The sequence below is a fragment of the Ancylobacter novellus DSM 506 genome, assembly GCF_000092925.1.
GTDB classification, from domain to species: domain Bacteria; phylum Pseudomonadota; class Alphaproteobacteria; order Rhizobiales; family Xanthobacteraceae; genus Ancylobacter; species Ancylobacter novellus.
Genome location: NC_014217.1, coordinates 2,593,390 through 2,613,861, shown reverse-complemented (window position 1 = coordinate 2,613,861; position 20,472 = coordinate 2,593,390). Strand labels below are relative to the sequence as shown.

19 protein-coding genes are annotated in these 20,472 nt (G+C 70.0%); 8 read left to right on the top strand and 11 right to left on the bottom strand.

Annotated features, from left to right (window positions below; translation table 11 throughout):
* Positions 1-17 precede the first annotated feature (17 nt).
* The 4 genes from SNOV_RS12430 to SNOV_RS12415 form a co-directional block, all read right to left on the bottom strand.
* Positions 18-2,090: a membrane protein gene (locus tag SNOV_RS12430; protein WP_013167289.1), complete on the bottom strand. Its 2,073-nt coding sequence runs from the start codon at positions 2,088-2,090 to the stop codon at positions 18-20.
* Positions 2,087-4,987 carry a DUF4159 domain-containing protein gene (locus tag SNOV_RS12425; RefSeq protein ID WP_013167288.1) on the bottom strand — a complete coding sequence of 967 codons (2,901 nt, stop codon included), beginning with the start codon at positions 4,985-4,987 and terminating at the stop codon, positions 2,087-2,089. The genes SNOV_RS12430 and SNOV_RS12425 overlap by 4 nt, the downstream gene beginning before the upstream one ends.
* Positions 4,984-5,937, bottom strand: a complete 954-nt coding sequence (locus SNOV_RS12420) for a DUF58 domain-containing protein (protein WP_013167287.1) — start codon at positions 5,935-5,937, stop codon at positions 4,984-4,986. Before SNOV_RS12420 ends, SNOV_RS12425 begins: the two co-directional genes overlap by 4 nt.
* Positions 5,938-6,050: 113 nt before the next feature.
* The gene (locus SNOV_RS12415) at positions 6,051-7,061 is read right to left on the bottom strand and encodes an AAA family ATPase (protein WP_013167286.1); all 1,011 of its coding nucleotides are present in this window, start codon (positions 7,059-7,061) and stop codon (positions 6,051-6,053) included.
* 238 nt (positions 7,062-7,299) lie between these two features.
* On the opposite strand from SNOV_RS12415, the gene SNOV_RS12410 reads away from it, so the two are divergent.
* From SNOV_RS12410 to SNOV_RS12395, 4 genes are read left to right on the top strand one after another with little or no spacing between them, the layout of a single operon-like run.
* The gene (locus tag SNOV_RS12410; protein WP_013167285.1) at positions 7,300-7,887 is read left to right on the top strand and encodes a DUF1285 domain-containing protein; all 588 of its coding nucleotides are present in this window, start codon (positions 7,300-7,302) and stop codon (positions 7,885-7,887) included.
* Positions 7,884-8,555 carry a CoA pyrophosphatase gene (locus tag SNOV_RS12405; RefSeq protein ID WP_013167284.1) on the top strand — a complete coding sequence of 224 codons (672 nt, stop codon included), beginning with the start codon at positions 7,884-7,886 and terminating at the stop codon, positions 8,553-8,555. The genes SNOV_RS12410 and SNOV_RS12405 overlap by 4 nt, the downstream gene beginning before the upstream one ends.
* On the top strand, positions 8,555-8,815 hold the full coding sequence (locus SNOV_RS12400) for a DUF6111 family protein (RefSeq protein WP_013167283.1): 261 nt from the start codon (positions 8,555-8,557) through the stop codon (positions 8,813-8,815). Before SNOV_RS12405 ends, SNOV_RS12400 begins: the two co-directional genes overlap by 1 nt.
* An 11-nt stretch (positions 8,816-8,826) precedes the next feature.
* Positions 8,827-10,038 (top strand): CCA tRNA nucleotidyltransferase, encoded by a 1,212-nt coding sequence (locus tag SNOV_RS12395; protein WP_041782240.1) that lies wholly within the window; start codon positions 8,827-8,829, stop codon positions 10,036-10,038.
* Positions 10,039-10,154: 116 nt separating this feature from the next.
* On the opposite strand, the gene SNOV_RS12390 is transcribed toward SNOV_RS12395, so the two are convergent.
* Positions 10,155-12,014, bottom strand: coding sequence for an ABC transporter ATP-binding protein (locus SNOV_RS12390; RefSeq protein WP_013167281.1), 1,860 nt, complete (start codon positions 12,012-12,014; stop codon positions 10,155-10,157).
* A gap of 159 nt (positions 12,015-12,173) precedes the next feature.
* Here SNOV_RS12390 and hemF point away from each other — a divergent pair, with 159 nt between their 5' ends.
* A complete protein-coding gene (hemF, locus tag SNOV_RS12385) occupies positions 12,174-13,067 on the top strand; it encodes an oxygen-dependent coproporphyrinogen oxidase (protein ID WP_013167280.1) in 894 nt (297 codons plus the stop codon).
* Positions 13,068-13,197: 130 nt separating this feature from the next.
* Here hemF and SNOV_RS12380 read toward each other — a convergent pair whose 3' ends face one another.
* A complete protein-coding gene (locus SNOV_RS12380; RefSeq protein ID WP_013167279.1) occupies positions 13,198-13,674 on the bottom strand; it encodes a tRNA (cytidine(34)-2'-O)-methyltransferase in 477 nt (158 codons plus the stop codon).
* A gap of 261 nt (positions 13,675-13,935) precedes the next feature.
* On the opposite strand from SNOV_RS12380, the gene petA reads away from it, so the two are divergent.
* Genes petA through SNOV_RS12365 form a run of 3 tightly spaced genes read left to right on the top strand, consistent with a single transcriptional unit; the run spans position 13,936 to position 16,687 of the window.
* The gene (gene petA / locus SNOV_RS12375; RefSeq protein WP_013167278.1) at positions 13,936-14,523 is read left to right on the top strand and encodes a ubiquinol-cytochrome c reductase iron-sulfur subunit; all 588 of its coding nucleotides are present in this window, start codon (positions 13,936-13,938) and stop codon (positions 14,521-14,523) included.
* Positions 14,524-14,547: 24 nt separating this feature from the next.
* Positions 14,548-15,822, top strand: a complete 1,275-nt coding sequence (locus tag SNOV_RS12370) for a cytochrome b (protein WP_013167277.1) — start codon at positions 14,548-14,550, stop codon at positions 15,820-15,822.
* A 22-nt stretch (positions 15,823-15,844) separates the two neighbouring features.
* Positions 15,845-16,687 carry a cytochrome c1 gene (locus SNOV_RS12365; protein WP_244412748.1) on the top strand — a complete coding sequence of 281 codons (843 nt, stop codon included), beginning with the start codon at positions 15,845-15,847 and terminating at the stop codon, positions 16,685-16,687.
* A 165-nt stretch (positions 16,688-16,852) separates the two neighbouring features.
* On the opposite strand, the gene SNOV_RS12360 is transcribed toward SNOV_RS12365, so the two are convergent.
* From SNOV_RS12360 to SNOV_RS12340, 5 genes are all read right to left on the bottom strand, one after another.
* Entirely contained in the window at positions 16,853-17,329 is a 477-nt protein-coding gene (locus SNOV_RS12360; RefSeq protein WP_013167275.1) for a MaoC/PaaZ C-terminal domain-containing protein, read from the bottom strand.
* 7 nt (positions 17,330-17,336) lie between these two features.
* Complete coding sequence (locus SNOV_RS12355; RefSeq protein ID WP_013167274.1) at positions 17,337-17,795, bottom strand: MaoC family dehydratase; 459 nt, start codon at positions 17,793-17,795, stop codon at positions 17,337-17,339.
* Between the two features lie 108 nt (positions 17,796-17,903).
* A complete protein-coding gene (gene ychF, locus SNOV_RS12350) occupies positions 17,904-19,001 on the bottom strand; it encodes a redox-regulated ATPase YchF (RefSeq protein WP_013167273.1) in 1,098 nt (365 codons plus the stop codon).
* A 78-nt stretch (positions 19,002-19,079) separates the two neighbouring features.
* Positions 19,080-19,691: an aminoacyl-tRNA hydrolase gene (gene pth / locus SNOV_RS12345; RefSeq protein WP_013167272.1), complete on the bottom strand. Its 612-nt coding sequence runs from the start codon at positions 19,689-19,691 to the stop codon at positions 19,080-19,082.
* A 110-nt stretch (positions 19,692-19,801) separates the two neighbouring features.
* The gene (locus SNOV_RS12340; RefSeq protein WP_013167271.1) at positions 19,802-20,440 is read right to left on the bottom strand and encodes a 50S ribosomal protein L25/general stress protein Ctc; all 639 of its coding nucleotides are present in this window, start codon (positions 20,438-20,440) and stop codon (positions 19,802-19,804) included.
* Between the last annotated feature and the right edge of the window lie 32 nt (positions 20,441-20,472).

The window sequence follows — 20,472 nt, the reverse complement described above, 5'->3', positions numbered from 1 at the left end:
TTGGTCGCAGGCGAGGGTCAGCGGCCCTCGCGGGCCCAGGCGGCGGCGACGCCGGCGAGCAGGATCAAGAGGCCCGACAGCCCGGCGAAGAGCGGGAACAGGCCGAGGCCGCGCACCACCGAGACGTCGCGCATGGCGAGGCCCATCCAGTCCTCGCCGGCGAAGCGCTCGCCCGAGCGCACCGCGACCACGCGCGGCACGCCGCCGGAGAGGTCGGCCATGCGCCACACCCCGCCGCCGGTGGCGGTCACGGTCGGGCGCAGCACCTCGGTGGTCGAGGTCACCTCGGCGAATTCGCGCGGGTTGAGCGGGCCGACATTGACCAGCGCCGTATGGGTGCCGTCGCTCGCCCGCCACAGGCCGAGCATGTCGGCCGGGAAGGTGGTGCGGAACAGGCCCGGCGCGGCGGAGGCGAGCGTGACGCTGCGGGTCTGGCCGGTCGGGGTGGTGATGGTCACCGGCGGCACCGCATCGCCCATGGTCTGGCGCTCGACGACGATGTCGCCGCCATGGGCCGTCATCTTGAGCCGCTCCTCCTCGAGGTCGGGCTCCTTCATCAGCCAGTGCGAGAGCCGGCGCAGCAGGTCGATATGCGGCCCGCCGCCCTCGAAGCCGCGCGCCCACAGCCAGAACTGGTCGGACAGCAGCAGCGCCACGCGGCCCTCGCCGACGCGGTCGAGCAGCACCGCCGGCTTGCCGTCCGGCCCGTCCATCACGCTGGTGCCGTGCACGTCCTTGGCGTCGATGATGCGGAAGAAGCGCGACCAGGCCGGCGGATCGCTCTGCGAGCCGGGGAGGGCGCGGGTGACCGGATGGCGCTGACCGGCCTCGGTCAGGCGTGCGCGGTAGGGCGTCTCGGTCATCTGGCCGGTAGGCGCGGCCGGCAGGATGGCGTCGAGCGGGGTGTAGTAGACCGAGCCGTCGGAGATGTAGTCGGTGCCAGCGGCGACCAGAAGCGCGCCGCCTTCCTCCACATAGCGCACGATGTTGTCGAAATAGATCATCGGCAGCACGCCCTGCTGGGCGTAGCGGTCGAAGATGATCAGGTCGAAATCCTTGATCTTCTGCTGGAACAGCTCGCGCGTCGGGAAGGCGATGAGCGACAATTCGTTGATCGGCGTGCCGTCCTGCTTCTCCGGCGGGCGCAGGATGGTGAAGTGGACGAGGTCGACGTTGGCGTCCGACTTCAGCAGGTTGCGCCAGGTGCGCTCGCCGACATGCGGCTCGCCGGAGACCAGCAGCACGCGCAGCTTGTCGCGCACACCGTCGATGGAGAGCGCCGCGCGGTTGTTGACCGGGGTGAGCTCGCCGTCGAGGCCGGCGGCCTCGATCTCGACGATGTTGGCCCCCGCATGGGTGATCTCGACATCGACACTGGCCGGCTGGCCGGCGGTGACGATGGGCCGGGCCACCACCTCGCCGTCACGGCGCACGGTGACGGAGACGCGCGCGCCGGCCGGCGCGCCCTCGTCCTCGACGCGGTAGCCGACCGTCTGGCGCTGGCCGACGATGCCGAAGCGCGGCGTGGAGGTCAGCGCCACGCGGCGGTCGCGCTCCCCCTCGCGGCCGGAGATGATGGCGTGCACCGGCGCGCGGAAGCCGAGCGCGGCGACGGTCGCGGGGATGTCGTGGACGCGCCCATCGGTGATGAAGATGGCGCCGGCCACCCGCTCGGGCGGCACGTCGGCGAGGCCGGCGGAGAGCGCGGTGAACAGGCGGGTGCCGTCCACCTCGCCGGCGCCGCCGCCGGCATCGATGAAACGGATCTCCGCGCCCTGCTCCTTGAGGCGGGCGAGGCGGGTCTCGAGCTCGGCGCGGGCGGCGTCGGTCATCTGCGTCCGGTCGCCGAATTGCTGGCTGGCGCTCTTGTCGACCACGACCGCGACGACGGTGGAGAGCGGCTCGCGCTCCTCGCGGGTCAGCGAAGGGTTGGCGAGCGCCAGCAAGGCGAGGGCGATGGCGAGCGCGCGCAGGAGCGAGCCGCGGGTGCGCGAGACGATGACGAGCAGCGCCACTGCGGCGGCGACGACCGCCGCGGCGATCAGCCAGGGCAGCGGGATGAGCGGATCGAAGGCGAGGCCGAGATTCATTGGCCGAGCCTCTCAAGCAGCGCCGGGACGTGGACCTGATCGGCCTTGTAGTTGCCGGTCAGCACATACATGACGAGGTTGGCGCCGGCGCGGTAGGCGAGTTCGCGCTGGCGCTGGCCGCCGCCGGAGACGGGCAGCAGCGGCTGGCCATCATCGTCGGCCGCCCAGGCGCCGGCGAGGTCGTTGGAGGTGATGATCACCGGCGAGACGCCGTCGCCGGCGCGGGCCGGGCGCTCCTCGCCATCCTCGGGCGCGGGCAGCGCCTCCACCCAGGTGGTGCCGCCGGTGAAGCGGCCGGGGAAGTCGCGCAGCAGGTAGAACGCCTTGGTCAGGACGTGATCGCGCGGCACCGGCTCCAGCTCGGGGATGTCGAGCCCGCCGAGGATGGCGCGCAGCGTGTCGTTGGCCGGCGATCCCGCGCCGTTCGAGCCGGGCAGGGTGGTCTCGGCGTCGCGGGTGTCGAAGACGATGGTGCCGCCCTGCTTCATGAAGGCGTCGATGCGCGCCAGCGTCTCGCGGCTCGGCTGGGCGGCGCCGGGGACGATCGGCCAGTAGAGCAGCGGGAAGAAGGAGAGCTCGTCGCGCGAGATGTCGACGCCCATCGGCTCGCCGGCTTCCAGCGCGGTGCGTTCGCTGAGGAAATTGGTCAGGCCCTTGAGGCCGGCGCGGCTGACCTCGTCGGTCTCCGCGTCGCCGGTGACGACATAAGCAAGGCGCGTGGCGCTGGTGGCCTGGATGGCGAAGTCGGCCACGGCCGGCGTCATCGGCTTCTGGGCGGCGGCCGGCGGCGCGCCAGCCGGCGGGGCGGGTGTCGCGGCCTGCGCCAGCGGCTTCGGCTGGGCATGCGCCGGCGGCACGGGCAGCGCGGCGGCGAGGCCGAGCGCGAGCAGCAGCGTGGCGGCGCCCGCGGCGCGGCGGGCGGTGAGCCGCGAGAAGCCGCCGGCGAGCAGGAACACGATCATGGCGTCGACCAGGATGAGGGCGAGCAGCGCCAGCAGCAGCGGCGCGCGCAGGTCGCGCGGCGTGGCGTCGCGATAGGGCTCGACGCGGCCGAGGCCGGAAAGGTCGAGCGCGGCGAGGCGGTCGCGCGGCAAGAGGGCGTTGACCGCCACCAGCCCTTCCGGCGGGCCGTAGAAGCCCGGTGGGTGGTCGGCGCTGGCGCGGCCGTTGAAGCCGACCGGGATGGCCCTGGCGGTCGGGGTGGTCGGGCGGAAGGCGCCGAACCCGTCGAGCAGGCGGCTCGGGGCGACGGTCTCGCCATTGGTGGCCGCCGCGCCGTTCTGGTCGGCGGCGATCTCGGCCGCGCTGGCGCCGCCGAGCGCCACCACCCGGCGCAGCATGTCGACGAAGGCGCCGGAGATCGGCAGGTTCGACCAGGAGGTGTCGGCGGTGACGTGGAACAGCACCAGCGTCCCGGCGCCGCGCCGCTCGCCGGTGACGAGCGGCGTGCCGTCCGACAGCGTCGCCCAGGTGCGCGAGGCGAGCAACCCGTCCGGCTCGGCCAGGACCTGACGCTGGACGGTGACGTCGTTCGGCACCGGCACGTCGCGGAACGGCCCGTCGGACGAGAAGCTGCCGAGCGACTGCGGCTGTTCCCAGGACAGCGAGCCGCCGAGCACGCGCCCGCCGCGCCTGAGCGTCACCGGCACGAGATCGTCCGAGCCGTTGGCGAGGCGGGGGCCGGCGAAGCGGATGAGCACGCCGCCGCCCTCGATCCAGCGCGCGAGCCGCGCCTGCGTCTCCGGCTGCAGCGTGCCGACGTCGGAGAGGATGATGACGGGCAGTTTCTGGTCGATGAAGCGGTCCACCGCCTCGCTGGAGCCGGCGCCTTCGCCGGTGCGGATGTCGGCGAAGGGGCCGAGCGCGCGGGTGAGGTAGTAGGACGGCGCCAGCAGCGGCTGGCGCTGGTCGGCGGTGGTGCCGGAGACCATGCCGACCGTGCGCCGGCGCCAGCGCTTGTCGAGCAGCGCCACCGCGCCGGCGGAGGCTTCGTCGACGATCTCCAGCCGCGCCACCTCGTTGCGGATCTCGACCGGCAGGTCGAAGCGCGCCTCGGTCTCGCGGGCACCCGGTTCGAAGCTGAAGGCGGCGTCGCCGAGCGGCAGGCCGCGCATGTCGAGCGCGCGCACCGTGCCCGCGCGCGAGAGCGTGTTGCGGTCCGCGCGGATGACCTTGACGGTGAGCGCGTCCACCGCGTTGTCGGCGGCGGTGAGCGCCAGGGGCTCCTCGACGCCGTCGACCAGCGTGGTCAGCGGGCGGTTGCCGACGGCGTTCGCGATGTCGGCGGGTACGCCTTCGCCGCCCTCCAGCGCCACGCCGTCGGAGAGATAGATGACGGAGGCCTCCGGCGCGGCGGCGAGCGCCTTGGAGAGGCTGGAGAGCGCCTGCGCGCGCTCCGGCATGTGCGGCACCGGGGCGAGGGTGCGCAGGCGCTCGCGCGCCTCGGTCGCCCGCATCACCTGCGGCTCCAGCGGCGGGTCGCCGGTCGGGATGAGCACGATGCCGCGCCCGGCAATGTCGGCGTCGGCGACGATGCCCTCGGCGCTGGCGCGGCGCGCGGCCCAGCTGGCAGCGGAGGGCCAGCCGGAATCGATCAGCAGCACCACCGGGCCGGAAGCGGCCGGGCCGGCGACCGGCGGGTTCCAGATCGGTCCGGCGGCGGCGAAGATGATGATGGCGGCGAGCAGCATACGCAGCGCGGTGAGCCACCAGGGCGTGCGCGCCGGCGTCTCCTCCTTCGGCGGGATGTCGAGCAGCAGCCGCGTCGGCGCGAAGGCGATGCGGCGTGGGCGCGGCGGCACGAGACGCAGCAGGAACCACAGCAGCGGCAGGCCGGCGAGGGCCGCCAGCAGCAGCGGCGTGGTGAAGGCGAGCGGCAGGCCGAGGAAACCCGTCATGCCGCGTGCTCCGATTCGTCGCGTCTGGTCTCGCCGGTGACGCCGCCCTCGCTCGGGGCCACGGCGCCGTGGCCGCCGCTCATGCGCGCGTGCAGCGCCAGCAGCAATTCGCTGGCCGGCCGGTCGGTGCGGTGGATGAGGAAGCTCCAGGTCCGCCGCTCCGCCTCGCGGCGGATGATGGCGCGATGGGTGGCGACGCGCTCGACATATTCCTCGCGCACCGTCTCGGCCCGGCCGATGGTGAGCATCAGCCCGCTTTCGGGCTCGCGGAACTCGACGCGGCCGGAATAGGGGAAGGTCTCCTCAGCGGGGTCGCAGACCTGCACGACATGGCCGTGGGCGCCGGAGGCGGAGAGGCCGATCAGGCTCGCCACCACATCCTTGGTCGGGCTCCACAGGTCGCCGAGCACCACCACCTCGGCCAGCGGCGAGGGCGAGAAGGTGGGCGGCAGGCTCTGCGGCAGGCTCGGGGCGTGCACCAGCGCCTCGGCCATCTTCTCGACGATGCGGCGCGAGGCGGAGGGGTTCATGATGCCGGGGATGCCGACGCGCTCGCCGCCGCGCACCAGCAACTCGGCCAGCGCGAAGGCGACGATCAGCGCGCGGTCGCGCTTGGTTTCCCAGACGAGGGGCGAGGCGAAGACCATGGAGGTGGACAGGTCCGGCCAGATCCACACCGTGTGGGCGGCCTCCCATTCGCGCTCGCGCACATAGAGATGGTCGTCGCGCGCCGAGCGGCGCCAGTCGACGCGGTTCGACGGCTCGCCGTCCATGAAGCGGCGGTATTGCCAGAAGTTCTCGCCCGAGCCGGCGCGGCGGCGCCCGTGCAGCCCGTGATAGACGCTTGCCGCGATCTTGCGCGCCTCCAGCACCAGGCGGGGCATGGCGGCCACCAGGCCTGCCGCGTCCTGCGCGGCACTTCGCACGGCTGTGTCGGCGTCGAACTCCACCCGATCAGGTCCTCGTCTGCACTGCGCGGCTCGTGCCGCGACTTAGGCGGTATATAGGGCCGCTTGCGCCGCCTGCGATGCAAGGCGCCGGCCAGTGGCCGGCGCTCAAGGGCTCAGCCGATCTTCTTCGCCAGCCGGGCGATGATGCCCGGCACGGTCTCGCCATCGGCGCGGGCGGCGAAGGTGAGCGCCATGCGGTGCTTCAGGATCGGCTCGGCGAGCGCCACCACGTCGTCGATGGAGGGCGCGTAGCGCCCGTCCAGCAGCGCGCGGGCGCGCACCGCCAGCATCAGCGACTGCGAGGCGCGCGGGCCGGGACCCCAGGCGATGAACTTGCCGACATCGCCGGATTCCGCGCCCGGACGGGCGGAGCGCACGAGATTCAGGATGGCCTCGACCACGGATTCGCCGACGGGCAGGCGGCGCACCAGACGCTGGGCGGCGATGAGCTCGTCGGCGGTCATCACCGCGCGCGGCTTGGTCTCCTCGGCGCTGGTGGTGTCGAACAGGATCTTCCGCTCGGCGTCGCGATCGGGATAGTCGACGTCGATCTCCATGATGAAGCGGTCGAGCTGGGCTTCGGGCAGCGGGTAAGTGCCTTCCTGCTCCAGCGGGTTTTGGGTGGCCAGCACATGGAAGGGCTTGGGCAGGTCGTGGCGCACGCCGGCGACCGTGACATGGCCTTCCTGCATCGACTGCAGCAGCGCCGACTGGGTGCGCGGGCTCGCGCGGTTGATCTCGTCGGCCATCAGCAGCTGGGCGAAGACCGGGCCGGGGATGAAGCGGAAGGAGCGCCGCCCGCCCGCGCTCTCCTCCAGCACCTCGGCGCCGAGGATGTCGGAGGGCATCAGGTCGGGGGTGAACTGCACGCGGCGGGCATCGAGACCGAGCACCACGCCGAGCGTCTCCACCAGCTTGGTCTTGGCGAGGCCGGGCACGCCGACCAAAAGGCCGTGGCCGCCGGCGAGGATGGTGATCAGCGTGCGCTCGACCACCGCCTCCTGGCCGAAGATCACCGCGCCGATGCCGGCACGGGCGGCGCGCACGTTCGCCGCCGTCGATTCCGCCGAGCGGATGATCATGTCGTCGAGCGATTCGAAATTCTCGCCGGTGGCAGACGTCATGTCGTGCTCCTCAAATCCAAAGACTCAGAGCCCAAACTTCCCGCGCCGGCTATGTTGCATCGCAACAAACAATATTGCAATGCACCAGCCAGATACCATCCACGATCCGTTTCAGCGTAGGCCGGAATGACCGACGCGGGCTTTCGAAAGGGCAAGCTTACGCTATCTTGCCATCGCGTCGACTATCGGGCGGGGGATCACGACTGCGCGATTGCGTATGTGTGACACGGATTTAGCCATGGTTTCAGAGGCTTCCGGCCGACTTGACGAGTTGGTGCGTATGATGGGGACAGCTCCCGAGCGGGTGCTGCCGCCGATCGAGCGCTGGAATCCGCCCGATTGCGGCGACATCGACATCGTGATCGACCGCGAGGGCGTCTGGCACCATGAGGGCCGGCCGATCCGCCGCGAGGCGCTGGTGCGCCTTTTCGCTTCCGTGCTCAGGTGCGAGGGCGAGCGCCATGTGCTCGTCACGCCGGTGGAGAAGCTCGGTATCAAGGTGGAGGACGCGCCCTTCCTCGCCGTCGAGATGGCGGTGGAGGAGGGAGGGGACGGGCCGGTCCTCGTCTTCCGCACCAATCTCGACGACCTCGTGCGCTGCGACGAGGAGCATCCGCTGCGCTTCGATGCACGAGCGGGCGGCGAGCTGCGTCCCTATATCTATGTCCGCCGCGGCTTGTGGGCGCGGCTGACCCGGGCGGTGTTCCTCGACCTCGCCGAGCGGGCCGAGGAGCGGGCGGTCGAGGGGCGCGCCGTCTATGGTGTCGCTTCCGGGGGGGCGTTCTTCGTCCTCGCGCCCGCCGAGACCGTGAAAGAGAGCCTATGACCGCCGTGCCCATCCCCTCCGCCACCGCCGACGTGCCCGATTCTGCGCCCCTCGCGCTGGACGACTTCGTCGCCCGCGCCCGCGCGCGGCTGCTGCACGCGCCGGACCTCGACGGCGAGGCGCCGCGCGGCGACCATGAGCTGACCCCCGAATTCCGCCCGCTGGTCTACGGCCGCCCCGTTCGCGCCGCGGCGGTGCTGATCCCGGTGATCGCCCGCGCGCAGCCGAGCGTGTTGCTCACCCTGCGCTCGCCGCATCTGCCGAGCCATGCCGGCCAGATCGCCTTTCCCGGCGGCAAGATCGACCCGGCCGATGCCGGCCCGCTCGACGCGGCGCTGCGCGAGGCGGAGGAGGAGGTGGGGCTGGCGCGCAGCCTCGTCTCGCCGCTCGGCTATCTCGACCCGTATCTCTCGCGCACCGGCTTCCGCATCGTGCCGGTGGTCGGGCTGGTGCGGCCGGAATTCGGCCTGACGCTCAATCCCGGCGAGGTGGACGAGGCCTTCGAGGTGCCGCTCGATTTCCTGATGAGCCCGGCCAACCACCAGCGCCACACCCGCGAGGCGGAGGGGCTGCGGCGCACCTTCCACGCCATGGCCTATGAGAAGCGCTTCATCTGGGGTGTCACCGCCGGCATCCTGCGCAGCCTCTATGAGCGGATTTACGCCTGATGGTCCGCATTATTGCCGAGCTGGCGCTGTTCCTGGTGCCCTTCGCCGCCTTCGCGCTCTATCTGCGCTTCGGGCGCAAGGTGGACTCGCTGCTGGACGCCTGGTCGCTGCGCGCGCTCATCGGCTGCTCGGTGGCGGCGGTGCTGCTGGTGGCGCTGAGCCTTTATTTCATCGAGGTCGCCGGGCGCGGGCCGACCACGGGCCGCTACGTGCCGCCCACCTGGGAGGACGGCGTGCTGGTGCCGGGGCATGTCGAATGAACCGACCGGGAATGAACCCGCTGCTTGACGGCCGGCCGGGCCTCGCCCGCGTGCTCGCTGCGCTTGACGGCGAGGGCGAGGAGGCGCGCATCGTCGGCGGCGCGGTGCGCGACTGGCTGATCGGGCGCGGCGTGCGCTTCGACATCGACATCGCCACCACGGCGACGCCGGAGGAGGTGACGCGCCGCGCGCTTGCTGCCGGGCTCAAGGCGGTGCCGACCGGGGTCGAGCACGGCACGGTGACGGTGATCGCCGAGGGCGAGCCCTATGAGGTGACGACGCTGCGCGAGGACGTGGAGACCGATGGCCGGCGCGCGCGCGTCGTCTTCGGGCGGAACTGGGCGCATGACGCGCAGCGGCGCGACTTCACCATGAACGCGCTCTATCTCACCCGTGCGGGCGAGCTGATCGACCTCGTCGGCGGCGAGGCCGATGCCCGGGCGGGCAGGGTGCGCTTCATCGGCGATGCCGACGTGCGCATCCGCGAGGATTATCTGCGCATATTGCGCCTGTTCCGCTTCCATGCCGCCTATGGCAAGGGCGCGCTGGACGAAGACGCGCTGGCGGCGGCGGTGCGCAACCGCGAGGGGCTGGACCGGCTCTCGCGCGAGCGCGTGCGGGCGGAAATGATGAAGCTGCTGGTCGCGCCCCGCGCCGCCGAGACGCTGGCGCAGATGGAGGCGGCCGGCCTTTTGGAGCCCGTGCTCGGCAGGGCCGGGGATGCGAGGACCTTCGTCCGCCTTTCCGAGGTCGAGGCGTCGCTCGCCATGGTGCCCGACGCGGTGCGCCGGCTCGGCGCGTTGGCCGTTCGTTCGGAGGAAGACGCGGAAGCCCTGCGCGAGGGGCTGCGGCTCTCCAATGCCGAGGCCACGCGCCTCGCCGCGCTCGCCGGCCCCGCGCCGACGCCGGGCATGTGCGAGAAGGGGCAGAAAGCGTTCCTCTACCGCATGGGCCGCGAGGCCTTCCAGGACCGGGCGCTGATCGCCTTCGCCCACTCCGGGGCTTCGCTGGAGGACGAGGGCTGGCGCGCGCTGGCAAGCCTCGCCGCCGGCTGGCCGATCCCGGTGTTCCCCTTGAAGGCCGCCGATTTCATCGCCCGCGGCATTCAGCCCGGCCCGGCGCTCGGCGCCGCCCTCAAGCGCGCCGAGGAAGCCTGGATCGAGGCCGGGTTTCCGATGGGGGCGGGGGACTTGGAGAGGATTGCGGGGGAAGCGGTCCTCTAACCGCAATCGTCATCCCGGAATGGCCGTAGGCCATATCCGGGATCGCGTGCCGAATTCGGGAAACGATGCCGGCTCTCCGCTGCGCTGCGGCCGGGATGACGGCTTCAAGTCGCCGCCTACTCCGCCGCCGCGGCTTCTTCGGCGTCGATGAAGCCGCCGGACTGGCGGTGCCAGAGGCGGGCGTAGAGGCCGCCCTTGGCCACCAACTCGGCATGGGTGCCGCTCTCGACGATGCGGCCGTGCTCCATCACCACCAGCCGGTCCATGCGGGCGATGGTGGAGAGGCGGTGGGCGATGGCGATCACCGTCTTGCCGGCCATGAGCTCGTCGAGGTTGGACTGGATCGCCGCCTCGACCTCTGAATCCAGCGCCGAGGTCGCCTCGTCCAGCACCAGGATCGGCGCGTCCTTCAGCAGCACGCGGGCGATGGCGATGCGCTGGCGCTGGCCGCCGGAGAGCTTCACCCCGCGCTCGCCGACATGGGCGTCGAGGCCCATCCGGCCCTGCGGGTCGGTCAGCGTGGTGATGAACTCGGCGGCATGGGCGCGCCGCGCCGCCTCCCAGATCGCCGCCTCGTCGGCGCCGGGCTTGCCGTAGCGGATATTGTCGCGCACCGAGCGGTGCATCAGCGAGGTGTCCTGCGTCACCACGCCGATCTTCGCGCGCAGCGAATCCTGCGCGATGCCGGCGACGTCCTGCCCGTCGATCAGCACGCGGCCGCTCTCGGTGTCGTAGAAGCGCAGCAAGAGGCTCATCAGCGTCGACTTGCCGGCGCCGGACGGGCCGACGAGGCCGACCCGCTCGCCCGGCCGGATGGTCAGCGTCAGATGGTCGATGACGCCCGAACCCTTGCCGTAGTGGAACGACACGTCGTCGAAGCGGATCTCGCCGCGGCCCACCTCGAGCGCCGGCGCGCCGGAAGGGTCGGTCACGGTGTGCGGGCGGGCGATGGAGAGGATCGCCTCCTGCACCGTGCCGACATTCTCGAACACGCCGGTCACCACCCACATGATCCAGCCGGACATGTTGGTGATGCGGATGGCGAGGCCGGTGGAGAGCGCGATGGCGCCGAGATTGATCGCCTCGATCGACCATAGCCACACGCCGAGCGCGCCGACCGCGCCGAGCATGAGGCTGTTCAGCACGGAGACGGTGAGCGCCATGCGGGTGATCTGGCGCTGCTGGTTCTTGTTGGCGTCGTTGACGGTCGTCAGCGCCTCGCCGACGTAGGAATCCTCGCGGTCGGCATGGGCGAACAGCTTCACCGTCATCATGTTGGTGTAGCTGTCGACCACGCGGCCGGAGAGCAGCGAATTGCCTTCGGACGTCTTCTTGGAGAGAAGGCGCACCGTCGGCACGAAGCGGCTGAGCGCGAGGATGTAGAGCGCGATCCAGGCGACGATCGGCACGGCGAGCCGCCAGTCGGCCTCGGCGAACAGGATCACTGCGCTCACCGCGTAGACGGTGACGTACCAGAGCGCGTCGATCACCTCGACCACCGAGCCGCGCAGCGCCGGGCCCGCCTGCAATACGCGGGTGGCGATGCGGCCGGCGAAGTCGCTCTGGAAATAGCCGAGCGACTGGCGCACCACCCAGCGATAGGACTGCCAGCGGATCAGGCTGCCGACATTGGCGGTGATGGACTGGCGTATCAGCAGGTCGTGCAGGGCGTTGCAGATGGGCCGCGCGATCACCACCACGAAGGCCATCCACAGCATCAGCATGCCGTGATCTTTGAAGATCGTCGCCGGGCTGGAGGATTGCAGCAGGTCGACGATCTGGCCGATATAGCGGAACAGCGACACCTCGACGATGGCGACGAGGAAGGCGGCGCCGAGCGCGGCGACGAACACCCAGCCGGTCTGGCGCACGAAGTGCCAGTAGAAGGCGATCAGCGATTCCGGCGGGCGCACGATGGGCGCCGGCCGGAACGGATCGACCAGGCTCTCGAACCAGGCGAAGATGCGCGTGAACATGGGCGACCTTCTGCGCCGCCGTTGCGGCACCAGTGTGTCAGATCGGAAAGCGCGAACCAATCGTGAACAGACACGAGTCGTAGGCCGACGGCTACCACCGGCCGGTTGTCCTGTCCGGCCGGCGGCGCTAGATGCGGGCATGTGTTCCAGGGAAGTGCCATGACCAACGCCATCCCCGCCGACATCGAGGCCCGCAAGCAGGCCGCCCGCGCCTGGTTCGAGGAGCTGCGCAACCGCATCTGCGCCTGCTTCGAGAAGCTGGAGGACGAGGCGTCCGACGCGCTCTATCCCGGCGCGCCGGGCCGCTTCGAGCGCACGCCGTGGCAGCGCACCGACCATAGCGGCGGGCCGGGTGGCGGCGGGACGATGGCGGTCATGCGCGGGCGGCTGTTCGAGAAGGTCGGCGTGCACTGCTCCACCGTGCATGGCGAGTTCGCGCCCGAGTTCCGCCAGCAGATTCCCGGCGCCGAGGAGGACCCGCGCTTCCACGCGACGGGCATCTCGCTCATCGCCCACATGACCAATCCGCATGTGCCGGCGGTGCACATGAACACGCGCTTCGTGGTGACGTCGAAGGCGTGGTTCGGCGGCGGGGCGGACCTCACCCCGGTGCTCGACGCCCGCCGCACGCAGGAGGACCCGGATTCGGTCGCCTTCCACGCGGCGATGCGCGGGGCCTGCGAGAGCCGGCCGCATATCGACTATGGGCGCTACAAGGCGTGGTGCGACGAGTATTTCTTCCTGCCGCACCGGGGCGAGGCGCGCGGCATCGGCGGCATCTTCTACGACTGGCTGGATTCCGGCGACTGGGAAGGCGATTTCCACTTCACCAAGGCGGTGGGGCTCGCCTTCCTCGACGTCTATCCGCGCCTCGTGCGGGCCAATGCCGACACGCCCTGGGGCATGGCCGAGCGCGAGGAGCAGCTGGTGCGGCGCGGGCGCTATGTCGAGTTCAACCTGCTCTACGACCGCGGCACGCTGTTTGGGCTGAAGACGGGGGGGAACGTCGATTCGATCCTCTCCTCCATGCCGCCGGTGGTGAAGTGGCCGTGAGCCGGACCGTCGGCATGACTGAGAACGACGTCATGGCCGGGCTTGGCCCGGCCATCCACGCCTTTTGACGGCGAGGAAGTCGTCATGCCCGGCCCAACGCCGGGCATGACGTTGCACGAGGCGACGGTGTTTACCCCGTACCTGTGCGCGCAAACCCGCCGGTCTGCCTAAGCGCCTCGCCGAGGATCATCGCGCCGGCGAGCGCCACGTTGAGCGAGCGGGCGCCCTCATTCAGCGGGATGACGATCCGCGCATCCGCGGATTCGTGCACCGCCTCCGGCACGCCGGCGCTCTCGCGGCCGAGCAGGACCACGTCGGTCTCAGTGAAGGCGAAGTCCACATGGGCGACGGCCCCGCGGGTGGTGGCGAGCACAAGGCGCCGGCCTTCCGCCCGCCGCCATTCCTCGAAGGCTTTGAAGCTCGCATGGCGGCGGATCACCGCGCGGTCGAGATAGTCCATGCCGGCCCGCCGGAAGCCGGCGTCGCCCACCGGAAAGCCGGCGGGCTCGACGATGTGCAGCTCGAGCCCGAGGCAGGCGACGGCGCGGGCCAGCGTGCCGGCATTCTGGGCGATGTCGGGCTCGTAGAGCGCCAGTGCCAGCGTCATCGGAAATCCTTGTCCCTGCGCCCGTCGGTGCGTCCGTAACGTAAGTCGCGGCCGGTCGCTACCATCCCCCGCCGGAGGCGGGCGTGGACCGGCGGGGGCAGGACGGACTGCCGCACTGCGTTCATCTGGACAAGGGGCGGTTCGGATGCAATTAGAGGCACTCGAAGGTAGGGTCGACCGCAGACCACGCGGCCGCACGCCTGTGTCGCGCGCCCGCTCGTCGGGCCGGGGCGGGCGTGACGGAGGTCACCGGTCACGGGCATGAGGGGAAAGGAAACCATCGTGGCAGCAACCGAGACGGCGGGTACCACGCGCCGCGACTTCCTCTACATAGCGACCGGCGCCATGGGCGCGGTCGGCGCCGCCGCCGCGGTCTGGCCCTTCATTTCCCAGCTCCAGCCGGACGCCTCGGTCCTCGCGCTGTCCTCCACCGAGGTGGACCTGTCGCAGATCCAGGAAGGCCAGATCGTCACCGTGAAGTGGCGCGGCAAGCCGGTCTTCGTGTGGAACCGCACGGCCGCCGACATCGAGAAGGCGAAGGCGACCGAGATTTCCGCCCTGATCGACCCGGTGGCGCGCAACGCCAACCTGCCGGCCGAAGCGCCGGCCACCGACCAGAACCGCGCCGCCGAAGGCGAGGGCCGCGAGAAGTGGCTCGTCGTCATCGGCATCTGCACGCATCTGGGCTGCGTGCCGATCGGCCATATGGGCGAATTCGACGGCTGGTTCTGCCCCTGCCACGGCTCCGAATATGATTCGGCCGGCCGCGTCCGCCGCGGCCCGGCGCCCGAGAACCTCGCCGTCCCGCCCTATAGCTTCGTGTCCGACACGAAGATCTCCATCGGCTGAACCGGCGTCCAGGGATACTGACAGATGAGCGGACACTCCACGTTCGAGCCGAAGCACCCGGCGCTCAAGTGGTTCGAGAGCCGGCTGCCGCTGGTCGGCCTGATCCATTCCTCCTTCGTTGCCTACCCCACCCCGCGCAACCTGAACTACTGGTGGACCTTCGGCGGCATCCTGTCGCTGATGCTGGTCGTCCAGATCCTGTCGGGCGTGGTGCTGGTGATGCACTACACGCCGCATGCCTCGATGGCGTTCGATTCGGTCGAGCACATCATGCGTGACGTCAGCTATGGCTGGCTGCTCCGCTACATGCACGCCAACGGCGCCTCGATGTTCTTCATCGCGGTGTACATCCACATGTTCCGCGGCCTCTATTACGGGTCCTACAAGGCCCCGCGCGAGGTGCTGTGGATCCTCGGCTGCATCATCTACCTGCTGATGATGGCGACCGGCTTCATGGGCTACGTGCTCCCCTGGGGGCAGATGAGCTTCTGGGGCGCCACCGTCATCACCAACCTGTTCTCCGCCTTCCCGGTGGTCGGCCCGACCATCGTCGAGTGGCTGTGGGGCGGCTTCTCGGTCGACAACGCGACGCTGAACCGCTTCTTCTCGCTGCACTACCTGCTGCCGTTCATGATCGCCGGCGTCGTCGTCCTGCACGTCTGGGCGCTGCACGTGGTCGGCCAGAACAACCCGACCGGCGTCGAGCCGAAGTCGGAGAAGGACACCGTGCCCTTCACGCCCTACGCGACCATCAAGGACGGGTTCGGCATGGTGTGCTTCCTGATCTTCTTCGCGTGGTTCCTGTTCTACATCCCGAACTATCTGGGCCACGCCGACAACTACATCCCGGCCAACCCGCTGGTGACGCCCGCGCACATCGTGCCGGAATGGTACTACCTGCCGTTCTACGCCATGCTGCGCTCGGTGCCGGACAAGCTCGGCGGCGTGCTCACCATGTTCGGCGCGATCATCGTGCTGTTCTTCGTGCCGTGGCTCGACACCTCCAAGGTGCGCTCCGCCCGCTACCGTCCGCTATTCAAGCAGTTCTTCTGGATCTGGGTGGCGGTGTGCATCGGGCTCGGCTGGCTCGGCTCCAAGCCGGCCGAGGGCGGCTACGTCATCGCCGGCCGCATCCTGACGATCTGGTACTTCGCGCACTTCCTGATCATCCTGCCGCTGCTCGGCCTGTTCGAGAAGCCGAAGGCGGTTCCGGCCTCGATCACCGAGGCGGTGCTCGGAAAGTCCAAGGGCGGGGCTCCCGCCTCGGCCGGCGTCTCGGCGCCGCAGACCAAGGGTTGAGCGGAACACCATGAAAACCACCATGACCTTCCGTTCCGCCTTCCTCCGCCCGGTCGTCGCGGCCGCGCTGGCGATCGGCCTCGCCGCCCCGGCGCTGGCCGCCGAGGGCGCGCCCAAGCCGCACCGCGAGGACTGGAGCTTCGCCGGCCCGTTCGGTCATTTCGACCGGGCCCAGCTGCAGCGCGGCTTCCAGGTGTTCAAGGAGGTCTGCGCCTCCTGCCACTCCGCGCATCTGTTCGCCTTCCGCAACCTCGCCCAGCCGGGCGGCCCGCAGTTCAGCGAGGCGCAGGCCAAGGCGGTGGCGGAGAGCTACCAGATCCAGGACGGGCCGAACGACGCCGGCGACATGTTCGAGCGTCCCGGCCGTCTGTCGGACCGCTGGCCCTCGCCGTTCCCGAACGAGCAGGCGGCCCGCGCCTCCAATGGCGGCGCCTTCCCGCCGGACTTCTCGACGCTGGCCAAGGCGCGCACCTATGAGGTGGGCTTCCCGGGCTTCCTGGTCGACGTCGTCACCCAGTACCAGGAGCAGGGGCCGGACTACATCCACGCCCTGCTGAACGGCTACAAGGAGACGCCGCCGGAGGGTTTCAGCCTGCCGGAAGGGGCGCATTTCAACGAGTACTTCCCCGGCCATGCCATCAAGATGCCGCCGCCGCTGTCGGCCGACCAGGTGACCTACACCGACGGCACGCCGCAGACGGTCGACCAGTACTCGCGCGACGTGGTCGCCTTCATGATGTGGCTCGCCGAGCCGCACCTCGAAGCGCGCAAGCGCCTCGGCTTCCAGGTGATGATCTTCCTGATCGTCTTCGCCGGGCTGCTCTACTTCACCAAGAAGAAGGTGTGGAAGAGCGTCGAGCACTGAGCCGCGCGCTTCTCGACCGACGATATGCGAAGGGCCCCGGAAGGGGCCCTTTTGTTTTGTGGGGTAGCAGCGGGCCGGGCGCGATCCCGGCTCTCCGGCTTCGCCTGCGGCCGGGATGACGATACCGATAGCCGTCATCCCGGGATGACGGCCTCTCCTAGGGCCTCACGCCTCCAGCCGCTCCACGAAGACGCAGTTGGTGAACTCGAAGGCGAGGCGGCCGAGCTGGTCGGTGCCGGTCTCGTGGGTGAAGACGAGGCCCCATTCCGGGCGCGTGGCGCTCGCATTCTTCGCCGTCACCTCGCTCTCGAAGGTCAGCGTGTCGCCGGCGCGGATCGGCAGCAGCCAGTGCAAATCCTTGAAGCCGGGGGAGGGGCCGATGCGCGGCACCTTGCGACCCTCGCGCTGGAGAGCCTCGTGCAGCCGCAGGCAGGCCTCGGCGCGCAGCTTCGAGGAGATGGCGGCGGTCTGCCAGCCCGAGGCGACGAGGCCGCCGAAATGCGTGCGCGCGCCCGCCGCCGCGTCGAGATGGAAGGGCTGCGGGTCCCAGGCGCGGGCGAAGGCGACGATCTCGGCCTCGGTGAAGGTATAGGTTCCGAGGCGCGTCTTCTCGCCGATCTCGATGTCTTCGAAGAACCGCATGGCGCCCTCAGATCAGCCGGAAGCCGGGATTGCGCCGGCCGAACATCACCGTGCCGACGAGGTCGACCATGACGTTGGCGCCGGCGTCTATCAGCTCGAAGCGGAACTTCACCAGCCCCATCTCCGGCTTGCTCTTGGAGGAGCGCGTCTCCAGCACCTCGCGGCGCAGGCTGAGCACGGTGCCGGGATGCACGGGCTTGAGGAAGCGCACCTCATCTATGCCGGGCGAGCCGAGGCAGTCGCTGTTGTTCAGCATGCCGTCGGCGGTCAGCCGCATGAAGATGCAGCACAGGTGCCAACCCGAGGCCGAGAGGCCGCCGAGCCGCGTCGCCTCGGCAGCGGCATCGTCGAGATGGATCGGCGAGGGATCGTATTCCCGCGCGAAGGCGATGATCTCCTCACGCCCGACCACATAGCGCCCGCAGGTGGCGACGTGGCCCTCGTGGAAGTCTTCCCAGTACAGCATGCGTCAACGCCCCGTCCTGCGACGGCATCCTGCCGCCAGACCCGCTCCGCTACCGCAACAGATCACAAGCGACGATGTTCCGGCGGTCAAGAGACCGTCGGTTGCCGGTCAGTTGGCGAAGCGGAAGTGGAGCACGTCGCCGTCGGCGACGACGTAGTCCTTGCCTTCCAGCCGCAGCCTGCCGGCATCGCGCGCGCCGGCCTCGCCATTGCCCTTGACGTAGTCGTCATAGGCGATGGTTTCGGCGCGGATGAAGCCCTTCTCGAAGTCGGAATGGATGACGCCCGCCGCCGCCGGAGCCTTGGTGCCGGCGGTGATGGTCCACGCGCGGGCTTCCTTGGGGCCGACCGTGAAATAGGTCACCAGCTTCAGCAGCTCGTAGCCGGTGCGGATGATGCGGTTCAGGCCGGGCTCCTCGAGGTCGATGGCCTCCAGATAGTCCTTCTGCTCCTCGGCGGGCAGCACGGCAATCTCGCTCTCGATCTTGGCCGAGACGACGACGGCCTTGGCGCCTTCCTCCTTCGCGCGGGCAAAGACCTCGGCGGAGAGGGCATTGCCGTCCTTGGCCGAGGCTTCCTCGACGTTGCAGACATAGAGCACCGGCTTGGAGGAGAGCAGGCCGAGCATGCGGAACGCCTTCTCCTCCTCCGGCTTCACCTCGACGAGGCGGGCGGGCTTGCCCTCGCGCAGCAGGACGAGGGCGCGGTTGATGAGGTCGACCGCCTCCTTCGACTCCTTGTCGCCGCCCTTGGCCTTCTTCTCCAGCGTGCCGACGCGCTTCTCCAGGCTTTCGAGGTCGGCGAGCATCAGCTCGGTCTCGATGGTCTCGATGTCGCTGATCGGCGCCAGCTTGCCCTCGACATGGGTGACGTCCGGGTCCTCGAAGCAGCGCACCACATGGGCGATGGCGTCGCATTCGCGGATGTTGGCGAGGAACTGGTTGCCGAGGCCCTCGCCCTTGGAGGCGCCGCGCACCAGGCCGGCGATGTCGACGAAGGTGAGGCGGGTGGGGATGATCTGGCCCGAGCCGGCGATCTTCGCCAGCGTCTCCAGCCGTGCGTCAGGCACCGCCACGTCGCCGACATTGGGCTCGATGGTGCAGAACGGGTAGTTCGCCGCCTGCGCCGCCGCGGTCTGCGTCAGCGCGTTGAAGAGGGTCGACTTGCCGACGTTCGGCAGGCCGACGATGCCGCATTTGAAGCCCATGGTGAGAAGCTCGGTCTTCCTGAGAATTGTTGCCGCCGTGGTTAGGCAAGACGGCGGGTGAGTGCAAGCGGATCGGGATCAGCCGGGCTTCGCGCCGGCCTTCGCCGGCGTTCCGAAGCCCTGCGCGTCCAGGAACAGGTGCATGCGGTTCTGGAATTCGTCGAGCCGCTGGGTGGCGAGCAGGCCGGCGAAGTCGGCGCAGCCGTCGCATACCGCCTCCACCCAGCCGCGCTCGGCCTTGGCGAAGTCGCTGAGCACGTAGTTGTGCACCAGCGCCTTGTCGCCGGGGTGGCCGATGCCGAGGCGGATGCGCGGATAGTCGTTGCCGCAATGGGCGGTGATGGAGCGCAGGCCGTTATGGCCGGCATTGCCGCCGCCGATCTTCACCCGCACCTTCGCCGGCGGCAGGTCGAGCTCGTCATGGAAGACGAGGATGTCCTTCAGCTCGATCTTGTAGAAGCGCTGCGCCTCGGCGACGGCGCGGCCGCTCTCGTTCATGTAGGTCTCGGGCAGCAGGCACAGCACCTTCACGCCGTCGATCTCGCCTTCGCAGGCGGCGCCCTGGAAGCGCCGGCGCCAGGGCGAGAAGCGCTGCCGGCGGGCGATCGCGTCCACCGCCATGAAGCCGATATTGTGCCGGTTTCCGGCATATTTCGACCCGGGATTGCCGAGCCCGACGAAGAGCAGCACCGCAATTCTCCGTGGGAGAAAGCCCCGGTGGAGGGCTGAAACGATGAGAGCCGGAAGCGGGCTTCCGGCTCTCGAAAATCGCAGGATCGGCCGGCAGCCCGGCGACCGCGTCAGGCCTTCGGCGCTTCCGGCGCCGCAGCGGCGGCGGCCGCAGCCGCGGCTTCCTCGGCCTCGGCCTCCTTCAGGCCCGACGGGGCGGTGATGGTGGCCAGCGTGTCGTCGCCATGGCCGGCCCAGGTCACGCCCGCCGGCAGCTTGATCGCCGAGAGGTGGATCGAGTCGCCGAAGCCGTACTTGGTCAGGTCGACCTCGATGGCCTCGGGAATGGCCTCAGCCGGCACGTTCAGCGAGACGGCGTGGCTGACGATGTTCAGCGTGCCGCCCTGCTTGAGCGCGGGCGCGGTCTCCTGGTTGAGGAAGTGCACGGGCACGTCGACCGTGAGGGTGGCGCCGACCGCCACGCGCAGGAAGTCGACATGCAGCGGGAAATCCTTCACCGGGTCGAGCTGGTAGTCGCGCGGGATCACGCGGTGCTTCTGGCCGTCCACGTCGACGTTGAACAGCGTCGTCAGGAAGTGGCCGGCATAGATGATCTTGTTGATCTCGACGTGGTCGAGCGTGATGCCGACGGGGGCTTTGCCGTCGCCGTAGATCACGGCGGGTACGCGTCCGGCGCGGCGTTCTGCACGAGCGGCCCCCTTGCCGACCTTCGCGCGCGCCGTCGCCTTCAGTTCCTTGATGGCGGTCATGGCTTATCCTCAACTGTTGCAAATGGAGAAGG

Bases quoted from the DNA above. Each gene is read 5' to 3' on its own strand.
- SNOV_RS12430 (WP_013167289.1), bottom strand. From the start codon at position 2,090: ATGAATCTCGGCCTCGCCTTCGATCCGCTCATCCCGCTGCCCTGGCTG.
- SNOV_RS12425 (WP_013167288.1), bottom strand. From the start codon at position 4,987: ATGACGGGTTTCCTCGGCCTGCCGCTCGCCTTCACCACGCCGCTGCTG.
- SNOV_RS12415 (WP_013167286.1), bottom strand. From the start codon at position 7,061: ATGACGTCTGCCACCGGCGAGAATTTCGAATCGCTCGACGACATGATC.
- SNOV_RS12410 (WP_013167285.1), top strand. From the start codon at position 7,300: ATGGTTTCAGAGGCTTCCGGCCGACTTGACGAGTTGGTGCGTATGATG.
- SNOV_RS12405 (WP_013167284.1), top strand. From the start codon at position 7,884: ATGACCGCCGTGCCCATCCCCTCCGCCACCGCCGACGTGCCCGATTCT.
- SNOV_RS12400 (WP_013167283.1), top strand. From the start codon at position 8,555: ATGGTCCGCATTATTGCCGAGCTGGCGCTGTTCCTGGTGCCCTTCGCC.
- SNOV_RS12395 (WP_041782240.1), top strand. From the start codon at position 8,827: ATGAACCCGCTGCTTGACGGCCGGCCGGGCCTCGCCCGCGTGCTCGCT.
- SNOV_RS12390 (WP_013167281.1), bottom strand. From the start codon at position 12,014: ATGTTCACGCGCATCTTCGCCTGGTTCGAGAGCCTGGTCGATCCGTTC.
- hemF (WP_013167280.1), top strand. From the start codon at position 12,174: ATGACCAACGCCATCCCCGCCGACATCGAGGCCCGCAAGCAGGCCGCC.
- SNOV_RS12380 (WP_013167279.1), bottom strand. From the start codon at position 13,674: ATGACGCTGGCACTGGCGCTCTACGAGCCCGACATCGCCCAGAATGCC.
- petA (WP_013167278.1), top strand. From the start codon at position 13,936: ATGAGGGGAAAGGAAACCATCGTGGCAGCAACCGAGACGGCGGGTACC.
- SNOV_RS12370 (WP_013167277.1), top strand. From the start codon at position 14,548: ATGAGCGGACACTCCACGTTCGAGCCGAAGCACCCGGCGCTCAAGTGG.
- SNOV_RS12365 (WP_244412748.1), top strand. From the start codon at position 15,845: ATGACCTTCCGTTCCGCCTTCCTCCGCCCGGTCGTCGCGGCCGCGCTG.
- SNOV_RS12360 (WP_013167275.1), bottom strand. From the start codon at position 17,329: ATGCGGTTCTTCGAAGACATCGAGATCGGCGAGAAGACGCGCCTCGGA.
- SNOV_RS12355 (WP_013167274.1), bottom strand. From the start codon at position 17,795: ATGCTGTACTGGGAAGACTTCCACGAGGGCCACGTCGCCACCTGCGGG.
- ychF (WP_013167273.1), bottom strand. From the start codon at position 19,001: ATGGGCTTCAAATGCGGCATCGTCGGCCTGCCGAACGTCGGCAAGTCG.
- SNOV_RS12340 (WP_013167271.1), bottom strand. From the start codon at position 20,440: ATGACCGCCATCAAGGAACTGAAGGCGACGGCGCGCGCGAAGGTCGGC.